This is a genomic window from Nitrosospira sp. Nsp1, from assembly GCF_900100985.1.
Taxonomy (GTDB): Bacteria; Pseudomonadota; Gammaproteobacteria; order Burkholderiales; family Nitrosomonadaceae; genus Nitrosospira.
Genome location: NZ_FMUF01000006.1, coordinates 98633 through 112901, shown reverse-complemented (window position 1 = coordinate 112901; position 14269 = coordinate 98633). Strand labels below are relative to the sequence as shown.

Annotated in this window: 13 protein-coding genes; 12 read left to right on the top strand and 1 reads right to left on the bottom strand. The window is 55.7% G+C overall.

Going from position 1 to position 14269, the window contains the following annotated elements:
- Positions 1-33: 33 nt before the first annotated feature.
- Positions 34-342: a putative signal transducing protein gene (locus BLP78_RS05700; RefSeq protein ID WP_090457396.1), complete on the bottom strand. Its 309-nt coding sequence runs from the start codon at positions 340-342 to the stop codon at positions 34-36.
- A gap of 816 nt (positions 343-1158) precedes the next feature.
- On the opposite strand from BLP78_RS05700, the gene BLP78_RS05695 reads away from it, so the two are divergent.
- From BLP78_RS05695 to BLP78_RS05640, 12 genes are all read left to right on the top strand, one after another.
- Complete coding sequence (locus BLP78_RS05695; protein WP_090457394.1) at positions 1159-2610, top strand: ankyrin repeat domain-containing protein; 1452 nt, start codon at positions 1159-1161, stop codon at positions 2608-2610.
- 529 nt (positions 2611-3139) lie between these two features.
- Complete coding sequence (locus tag BLP78_RS05690) at positions 3140-4069, top strand: universal stress protein (RefSeq protein WP_090457392.1); 930 nt, start codon at positions 3140-3142, stop codon at positions 4067-4069.
- A 174-nt stretch (positions 4070-4243) separates the two neighbouring features.
- The gene (locus BLP78_RS05685) at positions 4244-5104 is read left to right on the top strand and encodes a hypothetical protein (protein WP_090457390.1); all 861 of its coding nucleotides are present in this window, start codon (positions 4244-4246) and stop codon (positions 5102-5104) included.
- A 15-nt stretch (positions 5105-5119) separates the two neighbouring features.
- Positions 5120-5536, top strand: a complete 417-nt coding sequence (locus BLP78_RS05680; protein WP_090457388.1) for a hypothetical protein — start codon at positions 5120-5122, stop codon at positions 5534-5536.
- A 126-nt stretch (positions 5537-5662) separates the two neighbouring features.
- Entirely contained in the window at positions 5663-6685 is a 1023-nt protein-coding gene (locus BLP78_RS05675; RefSeq protein WP_090457386.1) for an HlyD family secretion protein, read from the top strand.
- Positions 6682-8517 carry an ATP-binding cassette domain-containing protein gene (locus BLP78_RS05670; RefSeq protein ID WP_090457383.1) on the top strand — a complete coding sequence of 612 codons (1836 nt, stop codon included), beginning with the start codon at positions 6682-6684 and terminating at the stop codon, positions 8515-8517. Before BLP78_RS05675 ends, BLP78_RS05670 begins: the two co-directional genes overlap by 4 nt.
- Positions 8514-9743: an ABC transporter permease gene (locus BLP78_RS05665; RefSeq protein WP_090457381.1), complete on the top strand. Its 1230-nt coding sequence runs from the start codon at positions 8514-8516 to the stop codon at positions 9741-9743. The genes BLP78_RS05670 and BLP78_RS05665 overlap by 4 nt, the downstream gene beginning before the upstream one ends.
- Positions 9744-9745: 2 nt before the next feature.
- A complete protein-coding gene (locus tag BLP78_RS05660; RefSeq protein WP_090457376.1) occupies positions 9746-10855 on the top strand; it encodes an ABC transporter permease in 1110 nt (369 codons plus the stop codon).
- 243 nt (positions 10856-11098) lie between these two features.
- Positions 11099-11836 (top strand): hypothetical protein, encoded by a 738-nt coding sequence (locus tag BLP78_RS05655; RefSeq protein WP_090457374.1) that lies wholly within the window; start codon positions 11099-11101, stop codon positions 11834-11836.
- A gap of 81 nt (positions 11837-11917) precedes the next feature.
- Entirely contained in the window at positions 11918-12409 is a 492-nt protein-coding gene (locus BLP78_RS05650) for a hypothetical protein (protein ID WP_090457372.1), read from the top strand.
- A complete protein-coding gene (locus tag BLP78_RS05645) occupies positions 12406-13305 on the top strand; it encodes a tyrosinase family protein (RefSeq protein WP_090457370.1) in 900 nt (299 codons plus the stop codon). Before BLP78_RS05650 ends, BLP78_RS05645 begins: the two co-directional genes overlap by 4 nt.
- Before the next feature lie 84 nt (positions 13306-13389).
- On the top strand, positions 13390-14256 hold the full coding sequence (locus tag BLP78_RS05640) for a S8 family serine peptidase (protein ID WP_090457366.1): 867 nt from the start codon (positions 13390-13392) through the stop codon (positions 14254-14256).
- Positions 14257-14269: the final 13 nt, after the last annotated feature.

Sequence of the window (14269 nt, the reverse complement as noted above, 5' to 3'; positions counted from 1 at the left end):
CTCCCGATCATCATATCTTTCAGGGCACGGGTTTCACTCGAGCCCTGCTCCGCACCGCCAGCATAATTGAAAATTGTGCGGGTTTTCCTCGGTGCATGCCCGGCAGAACACGACGCGTGTTTCAATCGGGGTTTTTTCGAAATCCCGGACAATTACCTGTCCTCTTGCAAGATCATTGTCGTGAACGACCCAGACCTCTGGATATGCATGGGTAAAAGGGATATCTCCCAGGCCGCCCTGCGCGTGTTCATTAAATAGTCTTGCGTCTATGTTGGCGTGCCCGAGGAGATCAAGCTTGATTTGCGCTTCCATGAGGTTGGCGGCAGTACAGAGTTTTTTCATATTCGAAATTTCCTGCACGGTTATTCGCCAAGCTTATCAAGAAATACCCTGCAATAATTCTCTTCAGGGTACATCGCGGATAGATTGACGCGCATGAGCGATCTGCTGATCAGCATAACATAGAAAAAATATCGCAGTTCATGGCGACAGAAACCGCCAGCGAGCAGGGAGAACGGCGAAAGCGGCAGTAAAGGATCGGCTCTCCATCCGGAAAACGCTTCAGCGGAACCAGGGGCTACTGGGCTGTAGATCAGCGCTAATACCCACTAATCAGTTGGGGTAGTAGCCAATACTCGTCCATGATATAACGGCTGCTGAGCTGTCAGCTCGGATAGGTTGTAATCGGGGTTTAACCTAAATCCGGTAGTTGGACGGGGTGAAGTGTACGGTTTTTGGGGTACAGGGCAAGGCGCAACGACGCGGAATGGTCGTTCCATTCCAAGAAGTTGCAACGCAGCCATGTGCCGCAAAAACTGTGCAATTCACCTCGTAGCGCCCTGACCCGGAAAGGTGAGCGTCAAATAATATGAAATATTGTTATTAATCATAATGTTGATCTATCAAATGAGCGATAACTACCGGATTTAGGTTTAAGTGTAATAACGAAATTATTTTATCGCCGTTGCGGGCTCAATGAGATGGGCAAATTGCGGCGGTCGTGACGTATCGGGAAGCTCGAACTTCCAAGATGAAATAGGTGTGATGGGGCATCGCCCGGAAGCTCTGGCTCGTGTGATCGATTTTCCTGCTCTTCTTCTTGCTGCCGATGTTCATGGACAAAAGCCGGAGGAATGAAACCATACCAAGGAGATCTGAATGATTGCATCGCGAGGAATGCGTATTTTTGGCATGATGGTAGCCTTGATGGGCTTATGCTGCGCTTCAGCAACCACTTGGGCTGACAACGACCTTCTTGTCGCTGCTAGAAGGGGTGATCTTTCCCAGGTCAAAACACTGCTTGGAACCAAAGCCGATGTAGATGCCAGGAGGGGAGATGGCGCCACGGCCTTGATGGCGGCATCGACTACAGGTCATCTGGCAGTAGTGCAGGCATTGCTTGCCGCGAAGGCCGATGTGAACGCCAGGATGACCAACGGCGCCACCGCACTGATGGCGGCTGCGGCAGTGGGCAACCGGCAGGTAGTGCGGGCGCTTCTCGATGCGCGAGCCGATGTGGACGCTAAGGCAAGCGATGGTTTGACGGCGCTGCTGATCGCGTCGGAGGGCGGTTTCCCCCGGATCGTACAAGCGCTGCTTGATGCCAAGGCCGATGTCAACGTCAGCACCGGCAATGGCGTGACCCCGCTAATGGCGGCGTCGCAAGAAGGATACCGGATAGTCGTGCAAGCGTTGCTCACGGCCGGGGCCGATGTAAATGCCAGGACAAGTGATGGCCTCACAGCGCTGCTGATCGCGTCGGAGAATGGTCACCAGCGGGTGGTCCAGGAACTGCTGGCCGCCGGAGCCAACGTCAACGCAGGCATGGACAATGGCACAACGCCCTTGATCATGGCATCACAGAATGGGCACCAGATGGTGGTGCAGACATTGCTCGCCGCGAAAGCTGAAGCAAACGCCAGGACGCAAGATGGCCTCACGGCTTTACTGATGGCATCGGAAATGAACCAGCCGGACGTGGTACAGATGCTGCTCGCCGCCAATGCCGATGTGAACGCCAGGACGAGCAATGATGTCGCCGCATTGATCGCGGCGGCGCAGGAAGGTCACCTGATGGTGGTGCATGAGCTGCTTGCCGCCAAGGCCGATGTGAATGCTCATGCAGACAACGGCGTGACCGCTTTGATACTGGCATCGGAGAGGGGCCATCATAAGGTGACACAAGCACTGCTCGCGGCTAAACCTGATATCAACGCCACGACAACTGACGGGGTTACCGCGCTGATGGCGGCGGCGAAGGAAGGCCATCAGTTGGTAGTGCACGAGTTGCTGGAAGCCGGGGCGGATGCGAACATCAAATCGAACGGCGGTATTACTGCCTTGATGGCGGCTGCGAAGGATGGCCGGTTGGAAGTGGTATATGTGCTGCTTGGCGCCGGCGCGGATGTAAACGCAAAATCAAAAGATGGCTTCACCGCGCTGATGATGGCGTCCCAGGATGGCCGCCAGGAGGTTACACGCGCGCTGCTCGACGCGGGCACCAGCTTGCATGCCAAGTCAAAGGATGGTGCCACGGCGCTAAAGATAGCAATGCAAAATGGTCACCAGGAAATAGTGCAGCTCCTCGAAAAGGCTGGCGCCAAAAAATGAAACCGGCGGATTCTTTAGCATAATCGGCTTGGTCACGGCTCGCTGAAACAGAGGGATTGCTTCTCAGAGGAATGACTTCTGACTTCTGTATGGCAATATCACAGCCTGAGGCGATTCGCTCCATTTGCGGGAGGTCGCGCTCGCCATCCCATTAATGGATCGTCTCAAAGCGCTGCCACGCGAGACCGGCAATTTGATATGCTCATCTCTCCCAATCCCAGCTCCAATCCCGGATAACGGCACCATCGTCAAGTGCATTGACTTCAACGCGTATAGGCCCTTTATCAGCGAGCGGAACCGTATGCGTAGATCATCACGTCAGTGTGCTTTATTTAAACCTGAATCCGGCAGTTGGACGGGATGGAGTGAGCTCTCCAAAAAGGTGAAGCTCACGGGGTACGAAAAATCCTTTTCGGTATGGCGCTGAACCGGAAAATGAGCGGTCAACTTTCGGATTCAGGTTAATTTATGGCGGAGTTTCAGGGTAAGCCAGTGGTACCGAGGCTTCAACTCCTATTGAGGAGATGACGTGCAAAACATCAGAACAATTCTTGTGGCAACCGATCTATCCGAGTTTTCCGACCGTGCCGGGACACGCGCCGCAATGCTATGCGCCAGCCTGAACTGGAACTCGGTCGAGCTGTTGAATGTCAAGGAAGGCGGTTTACCCGATGCGCTGGGGCTTGTCCTCAAGAAAACGCCCGCAGTGACCGAGGCCGCTTTGGTCGAGCGCGCCACGCGCGAGTTGCGGCATATCTGCAGTCTGTTGCAGGACAATCATGGCGTTCGCTGCGACGCTACCGTTAAATTCGGGCGCCCCGAGGCGGAAATCGTTGCCAGGGCAGATAAATTGGCTGTCGGGTTAACGGTTATAGGCGCACACGGCGGCAATTTCTTTACTGACCTTTTTCTCGGCAACACCGCCGATAAATTGGCCCGCATAAGTAAAACTCCCTTGTTACTGGTAAAGAACCAGACTACAGAGCCTTATCTCCGGGTATTGGTTCCAGTAGACTTTTCTGAAAATTCGAGGCGCGCGGCGCAAATGGCGCTGGAAATTGCGCCGGATGCGCATATAACTTTCCTGCATGTGTTTGATGTCGTGCTGGAAGAGCAAATGCATTACCTGAACGCTGCTCATGACACTATCCACGACTACCATGTCAAAGCCGCGGAAGAGGCGCGCCTCGATTTAAACAAGTTTATAGCGGGCCTTCAAGCGGGTCGCGAGGCTGATCATCGGTCCGGCCGCCACTCTTTTTTCCGGACAGTCGCTTTCGGTCATCCGGGGCACGTCATTTACGACCACGCCAAGTCTATAAAGGCGGATTTGATCGTGATGGGAAAGCATGGGCGGTCCCGCTTCGAGGAGTTGCTGCTGGGAAGCGTCTCACGCCATGTCATCGAGCAATGTTTTTGCGATGTGCTGATTGTGACGGGGCCGGTTCAACTGGCGTAGCGGAAAAGAAACTTGGCCAGGTCTTCCCGGCATTCCCCGAACTCAGCAACGCGCAGCGTTGCCCTTTTCCGTCTACAATAAAAATGAGCTGGAAAAATGGAGCAAGCATCTCAATTTCCGCGATATTGCAGTTGAGAGAACATTCGTTATTTACGTAGCTACAGGAAATAACATATGGTTCGTGCTCTTGATATAACCGGGCTCTCCCGGTTGGCGTTAACCATGATCTTCCTGGCGATGTCTGTGTCCGGATGCGCTAGTTTCAAGGAAATAAAAGCATTTGCGTCGCTTTCGTCGAGTGCCGCCACCCATGATGCGCTCACAAGGGACTACATCGGGGCGCTCGACAGGCGCAAGCAATATCAGCCGCAGAAATTCCATAGCGAGCTGGAAGCGCAGAAGATGCGCCGGGAAGCGCAGCGAGCCAGTCTCGATATGCTCCAGCAAACCGTGACGGATTACATGCAAGGCCTTGGCGGTTTGGCCGCCGGCGAAATCCGAACCTATGACAAGTCGCTTGACGATCTCAGCGACCGCCTCAATAAAGTGACGCTGCTCAGCGATGACGAGAAGGACGCCGTTGGCGCGCTATCGACCCTTCTTGCGCGCACGGTCACGGCCGCATACCGGGAGCACGAAATCAGGAAATTGATTCGCGATGGCAATCAACCGCTTCAGGATGTGATCAAGGCGACCCGCAAGATTGTCGTGAAGGGCATGGCCGCGGATTTGCAGGTCGAATCCGCTCTGGTAGGGAGGTATTACGATAATTTCATATTCGCGCCGAATAATCCCCAGGAACCCATTGCAATGGCACTGGCAGATGAGGCCAGGGTAGAAGCCCTCGGCCGTGTGGATAATCGGCTCCGCGCCGCCCGAAGTTATGACGTTATATTGGAGAAAATCGCACAAGGCCACCAGTATCTATTTGACCATCGGGATAGCCTTGGCGATGAAGCGCTGGAACGGCAATTCAAGCCGTACGTCGACGCGCTTCGGGCAGCGTATGCTGATTTACTTGATGTCTCACGATGAAAAGAGAACAAGGCCATGGACAAGCTTTCAGCGGATGAGGCTTTCGAGCTAGGCAACCAGTTTCGCGATGCTGCGATTATGCTTGGAGACTGGCGTTTCAAAAACCGGGCCAGCCTGAGCAAAGCCCAGTGGGATGAACTCGATGAACAGGAGATTACGCTTCTAAACGCCGCCTCAGGCATCTACGCCAGTGCGATAAGCCTCGTCCTGAAGGATAGCCGGGCTCCGGTTGCACGCCTGCAGTCCAGCGTAGAGAGCGCCAAGTCCGCGATTCAGCATATTGCAAGCTTCAAGCAGGTGCTCGACCTTGCCTCGGCGCTGATCCTGCTGGCCGGCGCAATTTCATCCGGCAACGCGGCGTCGATTCCCGCCGGGATAGTGGCGTTGGAAGATGCCGTCGAAGCTATTATCGGACCCCGTGATCCGGTTTGATGATAGCGCTGAATAGCGAACTGACGTCTTCAGCGCAACGAGGTCCTGGCTTCTTGTAGCTGGTATTGGCCTATATAGGTCGATCTGAATTTGAGCTCCGCGATGGATTAAACTGACCAATCACTCATGAAGAAAAGGCTTGTCCTGGTGGCTGTGCTTGTCATCATCGTCGCGGTAACGGCAGTTTGGTATTTCACCCGGCAGCAGAATGATGACGATACGCTGGTGCTCTTCGGCAATGTCGATATTCGCCAAGTCTCGCTAGCTTTCAACGGTAGCGAACGGGTCGCCGATATGCGCGTACAGGAAGGCGACCGGGTGGAGACCGGACAAGTCCTGGCTACGCTCGACACCCGCACCCTGAGGCTGCAAATCGCTCAGGCCGAAGCACAGATCAACGTACAGGATCAGGTCTTGTTACGGCTGAGGAACGGAACACGCCCCGAAGAGGTGGCTCAAGCCAAGGCTGAGGTCACTGCTGCTCGCGCCGACGCGGATCTCGCCGCACAGCTCCTCAAGCGTTTGCAAAATATCGAGCACGCTGCCGACCAGGCGGTCAGCCAGCAGGATCTGGACAGTGCCCGTTCACGCCAGCGTGTGGCCCAGGCACAGCTGGAAAACAACCAGAAGGCGCTGCAATTGGCTGTGATCGGTCCACGGAAGGAAGACATCGCCCAGGCCGAGGCACAATTGAACGTTTCCCAGGCTGAGCTAGCCTTGCTCAAGCATCAGCTCAGCCTATATGAATTGAAGTCGCCCATCAATGCCGTCGTGCGCTCGCGCTTGCTGGAACCGGGCGATATGGCTGCACCGCAACGTCCGGTATATGCGCTGGCGATTACCGACCCGAAATGGGTGCGTGCCTATGTATCGGAAGCGGATCTGGGCCGCATCAAACCCGGTATGAGTGCACGCGTGGTCACTGACAGCCATCCCGATCAATCGATTCCGGGCCGCGTCGGCTATATCTCCTCGGTCGCGGAGTTTACCCCCAAGATTGTGCAGACCGAAGAATTGCGCACCAGCCTGGTCTATGAAGTGCGTGTCTTTGTCGAAGATGTCGATGATCGCCTGCGTCTGGGCATGCCGGCCACAGTGCTCATCTCCTTGCAAGACGAGAAAAATCTCGCTGGAACGGGGCATCGATGAGCGACCCGCCAGTAGCGCTGATTGCAAATCGCATCCATAAACGCTTTCTGGTCAAGGAAACGGGGAAATCGACTCAAGCGGTCGCTGACGTTTCGCTTGCAGTGCAGATGGGTTCGCTTACGGCCCTGGTTGGTCCAGATGGTGCGGGCAAGACCACCTTGCTGCGGATGATAGCCGGACTGATGACGGCCGACGAAGGTCGGCTCGAGGTGCTGGGCATCGATGTGGCTGCCGACCCGCAGGCGGTTCAGGACCGCATCAGCTATATGCCGCAGCGCTTCGGCCTGTATGAAGACCTCAGCGTGCAGGAAAACCTCGACCTCTACGCTGATCTGCATGGCGTGCCGCAAGCAATTCGCCGGAAACGCTACGCAAGGCTCCTGGAAATGACCGATCTGGCGCGCTTCACCGCGCGTCCGGCGGGCAAGCTCTCTGGGGGCATGAAACAGAAACTGGGCCTGGCCTGCACCCTCGTGCGCTCACCCGAACTGTTGTTGCTCGATGAACCGACAGTGGGTGTCGATCCATTGTCGCGCCGGGAGCTCTGGGAAATTGTTCAGCAAATGATTGACGATGAGCAGTTGACGGTACTGGTTACCACTGCTTATCTGGATGAAGCCGAGCATTGCGCCCGTGTTTTCGTTCTTCAGGAAGGCAAGCTGCTGGCTGAAGGCACACCCGAAGAAATTCGCCAACATGCGCGCAACCTGTGTTTCGTCGTTACACCGCCGCAAGGCCAACCATCGCGTATTCTCCAGGCGCGCTTGCTGGATGACGCCGATTGCATCATCGATGCGGTTCCTTACGGCGGCGCTGTGCGCTTCATCCGCCGAGCCGAGGCGGACCGGCAGCGCCTGGACAGCTTGCTTGGCGGTATTCCGGCCACGGCGGTCGAAGCACGCGTGGAAGACGGTTTTATGGTGCTGCTGCGCGAACGCCACGATGTGGCCCCGCTGGATACGGCGGCCCTGAAGGCCGCCAGCGGGACGGAAAATGGCGTTATCGGTGAAGAAAACGCTAAAAGCGGCGAAGATGACGCTAAAGGCGAGCCGGATGAAGTCGTCATCGAGGTGCGTGACCTGGTGCGCAAGTTCGGTGATTTTACCGCGGTGGACCATGTTTCATTCTCGGTTCGGCGCGGCGAAATCTTCGGCCTGCTGGGTCCCAACGGCGCAGGCAAGACTACGACCTTTCGAATGCTTTGCGGCCTTCTGCCGGCTACGAGCGGTTTTCTTCAGGTTGCCGGCTTCAATCTTCTACGTGCTCGCGCGGTAGCACGTCGCAGGATAGGGTATATGTCGCAGAAATTCGCGCTTTACGGCGATCTTTCGGTAATGGAAAACCTGGCGTTTTTCGGTAGCGCATATGGCTTGTACGGCAAGCGCTTGCGCGAGCGCATCGATACCGTTATGCAGCAGTTCGACCTCGAGGGCAGGGAGAAGTCGCCGAGCGGGCAATTGCCCGGGGGATTCAAGCAACGCCTGGCGATGGCGGTCGGCCTGCTGCACGAGCCTGATATCCTGTTCCTTGACGAGCCTACCAGTGGCACCGATCCGCTCAAGCGCCGGGAATTCTGGCGGCGTATCACTGCGCTGTCGGAGGTGGGTACGACGATTATCATTACGACTCATTTCATGGAAGAGGCCGAGTACTGCGACCGTATTGTCATCCAGGATGCCGGCAGGCTGCTGGCACTCGGCACCCCGGAGGAGGTACGGAGGCAAGCGGGTGGAGAGGGCGCCCGATTGGATATGGAAGAGGCCTTCATCCGCATCGTCGAGCAGGAGCGGCAGAAAAACAGTGAAAGCCCCGCCAGGGAAGCCAACCCATGAGCAAAGCCGGAACAGAGGCAGGCAGCAAGGAACCTACCGCGTATAAATCGGGCAAAGCGGATAATGGGCATGAGAGACATAAAGGTATCAGGGGATTCCGGTCGCGCCTGATCTCCCTGACCCGCAAGGAAATTCGCCAGCTACTGCGTGACCGGAGCAACCTTGTCATTGGTATCGGCCTGCCTTTGGTATTGATCCTGATTTTCGGCTATGGGCTTTCACTTGATGTCAGGAATGCCACGGTGGCGGTGGTGCTGGAAGATCCTTCGCCCATGGCGGCTGATGTCATCGCAGGCCTGGAGCTCTCCGCATATATCTCGCCGGTAGTGGTTACCTCCATGCATGATGCGCAGCGCCTGATGCTGGCGCGCGAGGTGGATGCCATCGTGCAGGTGCAGAGCGATTTTTCGCGCCGCCTGACGGCTGGGAACGCGCAAGTGCAGTTACTGTTGCACGGTTCCGACGCCAGTCGTGCACTTATCATACGCAGCTATGTCAGCGGCGCCTTGGGCCAGTGGGCGCAACGTCAGAGCGATCAAGGAATGGTCGCAGGGGCAGGCGTGGACAGCACCGCCTCGGGTTCGGTTACGCTGATTCAGCGGATGTGGTTCAACGCCGCCAATACCAGCACCTGGTATCTCGTACCCGGGTTGATCGTACTGATCATGACGCTGGTCGGCGCCTTCCTCACTGCGATGGTAATGGCCCGGGAATGGGAGCGCGGCACACTGGAAGCATTGTTTGTCTCCCCGGTGCGGCCCAACGAGATACTGCTGGCGAAGATTATTCCGTACTTTATGGTCGGGATGCTTGGCCTGGGCATGTGCCTGCTCGCCGCGCGCTTCCTGTTCGAGGTGCCCATGTACGGTTCACTGCTGATAGTGCTTGGCAGTTCGATGCTTTACCTGCTGGTGGCATTGGGTTTGGGCCTGCTGATTTCTTCGGTGACCCGGAACCAGTTCCTGGCCAGCCAGCTTGCACTGATCACCAGCTTTATGCCGGCACTGATGCTATCCGGGTTTTTTTTCGATTTGCGTAATGTGCCGACTGCCATCCACCTTATCGGCAACGCGCTGCCGGCTACCTATTTCATGGAACTGATCAGGACGTTGTTCCTGGCGGGCGACATATGGCCGCTGATTTTCAAGAACTGCGCGATCCTGGCGGGCTATGCCGTGGTGCTGCTAGGGCTGGCACGGGTCGTCACCCGTAAGAAGCTGGATTGAAAATGCTGGATTTCCTGCATCGTATCGTTAGCCTGTGCCGGAAAGAATTACTGGCTATTTTCAAGGATCCCGCCAATCGCGTCATTCTCGTCGTTCCCTCATTGATAGAAAGTTTTCTTTTCGGTTATGCGGCCACCTATGATCTGACCAATGTGCCTTACGCCTTGCTGGATCAAAGCCATGGCTCCGCATCAACCGAATTGATCGCTCACCTGGACGGTACCGGGGTATTCCATCGCGTCGCAATGCTACGGACACAGAGCGATATCGCGGGGGTAATCGACAGCGGAGATGCGCTGATCGTGATCCAGATCGGGCCACGGTTCGAGCAACAACTGAATGCAGGCGAATCCGCGCCGGTGCAATTGATTCTGGACGCACGTAATTCGAATACGGCCGGCTCCGCCGCGATCTATGTTGGCGCAGTCATCGATTCGTTTAACGCGACGCTGCGCGGCGGGACCGGACCGCCGCTCACCGTCGAGTCACGTGCCTGGTACAACCCGAATCTGGAGACCCGCTGGAATCTGCTACCCGGCTTGATTGCCGCGCTGAGCATGATACAGACGCTAATGCTGTCTGCGTTGTCCGTTGCTCGGGAGCGCGAGAATGGCACTTTTGACCAATTGCTGGTGACTCCGTTTTCGCCAACGGAAGTCATGATCGGTAAGGCTATTCCAATCATCATGATTGGCTTGACGCAATCCACCATCGTACTGTTGGTGGCGCTGTTCTGGTTCAATATACCGATGGCAGGCTCACTGGTGACGCTCTACGCCGGGCTGGGCCTGTTCACCATTGCCAGCGTCGGCATGGGACTATCGATCTCGGCGGTTTCGGCAAACATGCAGCAAGCCATGCTTTACACTTTCATGCTGATCATGCCGCTGATACTGCTTTCCGGACTGACCACGCCGGTGCGTAACATGCCGCAATTCCTGCAAACCGCCACTTTGATCAACCCGTTGCGCTTCGCGATCGATCTGGCGCAGCGCGTCTACCTGGAGGGTGTCGGGTTGCTCACAGTCGTCCATGACTTGATTCCCCTGCTGGTCATATCTGCTATCACACTACCGCTGTCTGCCTGGTTGTTCCGTAACCGTCTTTTGTGAGGACTGTAAGAAACTGCGGCGGAAGGCTGTGCCTGTTCTGCTTCCGTAAATGAAAAATATACCTGCGGATACGCCCGGCTTTTTTTCGGCTGCCTCAAAATAACGGGAAGCTTATTCCTCGATCAAAGTCATGGACGCCGCAATCTCATTCTTGCCTTTTCTATTTTCTAAACTATAAAGAACATAGAAACCGGTCGGTGCACAGTACTGTCTGGCTCGCCTCCAACGTTCCTGGGAACTGATATGGAAAAAATTCTGGAAGTTACTGAAATCGCACTTGCCATTCTGGAAAGTTTCCCGCCCAAATTAAGTATCACGGCATCGGGTACTGTGCCCACCGGTGGCTGGTCCAATCCCAAGCTGGATCCTTACATCCATATCCAGGCGCCACCGGACGGTATTTACGATTTCAATTTTGTTGCAGATCCTCCCGAGGGAGTTGCGACGCAGGTAATTTCTCCCGTCGAAGCCGTTTATATCAGGGAAAATTTAACACCGGATGTAAAAGGGGTCCGGATACACGCTTCGCAAAATTCAAAAACGGCGATGCTGGATAATTCCGGTCAATCTGATCGGCATCCCAATCGCTTTACCCTGAGCGGTTGCGACGGCCATACGCACATCGTATTTTTCCCCCAGGCGCTCACTCCATTGGGAGCAAGCGAGCCTCCCGCGGGTGCGCAACTCCAATACGATGGTCCGGAAGGTCAGTTGATATTCCATGGAGAAGATATCACCCAGGAGCAAACTATTCTCGGGTCGCTTATCTCAGTCACTCTCAGACCTGATGCCGATGCGGGTGGTATCGATTTCGCGCTTGTCCTGCCCCCGGTTAATCTGGGAGGCGAAGCACGGCAGGATTTCAAAACGCTGGGGATCAAAGCACGCAGCAGAGGCCGGGTGATAAACCCGGCCGGCGCGGAATTATCTTACGATGTATTGAACCTTAAAGGCATTGCGGAAGATATTCCCATTCTTTGAGCGGGTCGCTCGGAACTTGTGAGAGAAGGGGCATACCTGAAGCCTTACTTCTCTTTCTTGCTGAATTTATGGAGGAATATCATGGAAGAAAAGAAAGGTCCAAGCGATGGAAGCTCGAGGGTAGGGAAGGAATCCAAGCCTGCCCGGAGCGAGTCGAAAAACTCGATCAGCAACCCGGACGTTTCCGTTCTAAAGAACTATTCGCCGACGGAAGGTGCGCAATCCCACCCGGATTGGGTGAAGACAAAGTTTCCGGGCTATATTGCATCTCACGACAAGCATGAAGCGACGAGCATCCGCGAGCTCACGCATAACGGGCATGCGGTCAGGATCATCACCACCTATCGGGTCGAGGTCGATGGAGCGCCTGCGGGAATGCATCTTTCCGTTGACGAAGATGGACAGGTTTATACGCACGCCACGCCATTCGTTACGTATGCTTCCGCAGTCGATCTGATGAAAGAAGTCATGGATGCCTACCCGGATGCTTTTTCTGATTCCGATGCTAATTCCGATGCCCATACCCATGCCGGTCATGATCATGATAATAACCAGGGTGGAGGTCAATCGTGATACGCCGAAATTTTCTCACCGACGCTGATGCGGCTCAGAAGTATATCGACGGGGTAAGAATGCTCAAGGATCCGGCACAGTTTCCGTGGCCGGGCCAGGATGGCCTATCGATATACGACTCATTCGTCTTCTGGCATCATCAGTCTATGATGCTGATGACTCCGCCCAGCCAGAACGACAGAAACGCCGCACATTCCGGCCCGGCGTTTCTGCCTTGGCACCGCTATTTCCTTGTCACGTTCGAAGGTTTTTTGCGTCGGGCGACAGGGGATACCGAGTTCAGGATTCCCTACTGGGACTGGACTGCCGACGCGGAATTATCCGACCCCTCCACATCGCCAATATGGAGCAATGCAAACCTGGGCCAATTTGCCCGCTCGGATTGGCGGGTTCGTCTGGAGATGGATCTGAGGACAGGAGATTTGCGGCGAACGGATCGGTCGTTGCAGCGTGCTCTCGGCGGTGGAAGACTTCTTACGCGAACCGGGGTGCGAGCAGTCGTTCGCGATCAGGCAGCTTATGATACATCGCCATTTAATTCTTCTTCCTCAGGCGGCTTGCGCAACCTTCTGGAAGGCTGGGTAGGAGAGGAGCGCATTCACAACAGCGTTCACGTCTGGACGGGCGGCGACATGTCGTTGTCATCGTCTCCGAATGATCCGGTATTTTTTCTGCACCACTGCAACGTGGATCGAATCTGGGCGGCTTGGCAGGAAAGACACCGGGGATCACCCTATCTGCCCGATATGAGCGCGCCGGAAACGCTCCAGTTTCACCGCATTGACGATGCACTTTACAGCATCTATGAAGATACCGTCACGCCGGGGAACATGGTTGATTACAAGCAGTATTACGAGTACGACACGATTTCCGATATTGCGGACCTGGAAGTTTGATTGGAGATTCTTTCCCCGCTATGTTCGATAGCATACTGAACGATATGGAATAGGGAATAAATAGGGAATATCTAGATAAATGCTATGCTCCCTACCGAACTAGTCAAGCTCACCGCGTTGATGGCACGCACCAGTGGCAACGTGGACATGAAAATCGGGCTCATCGATGGACCCATCTTCACCGACCATGCCGATCTGGCAAAAGATCGCTTGCGCGAGATTCCCGGGCAGAACGGTGCTGCCTGCACGCAGGCCAATAGCACAGCTTGCCTGCATGGCACCTTTATAGCGGGCATCCTGTCCGCAAAGCGGGGCTCTGCTGCCCCCGCGATCTGTCCCGACTGTACTGTTCTCATACGCCCGATTTTCAGCGAGAAAACTCTTGGGCGCGAACACATGCCCAGCGCAACGCCCCAGGAACTGGCAGCAGCAATTCTTGAGTGCATCAACGCGGGTGCGCGCGTCATAAACCTGAGCCTCGCCCTGGCACAGCCCTCCGTCAAAGGGGAACAGGTGCTGGAAGAGGCACTCAACCAGGCGCTCAGGCGTGGTGTACTCATCATTGCGGCGGCGGGCAACCAGGGCACGCTGGGCAGTTCCGCCATTACGCGTCATCCATGGGTCATCCCGGTGGTGGCCTGCGATTTGCGTGGTCGGCCGATAAACGAATCGAACCTGGGCGGTTCGATCGGCATGCGCGGCCTGAGCGCGCCTGGCGACAGTATTACCAGCCTTGGCGCCGGGGGACAAACGCTCACACTGGGGGGCACGAGCGTCGCTGTGCCGTTTGTAACCGGCACCATTGCCCTGCTGTGGTCGGAATTTTCCACCGCAACCGCGGCGCAAATCAAGCTTGCCGCCACCAGAGCCTCCGCACCGCGACGAGCTGCGGTCGTTCCGCCTCTGCTGGACGCCGCGGCGGCCTACCAAAGCCTGTTGACTGCAAATTGAAGGAGATAAACAG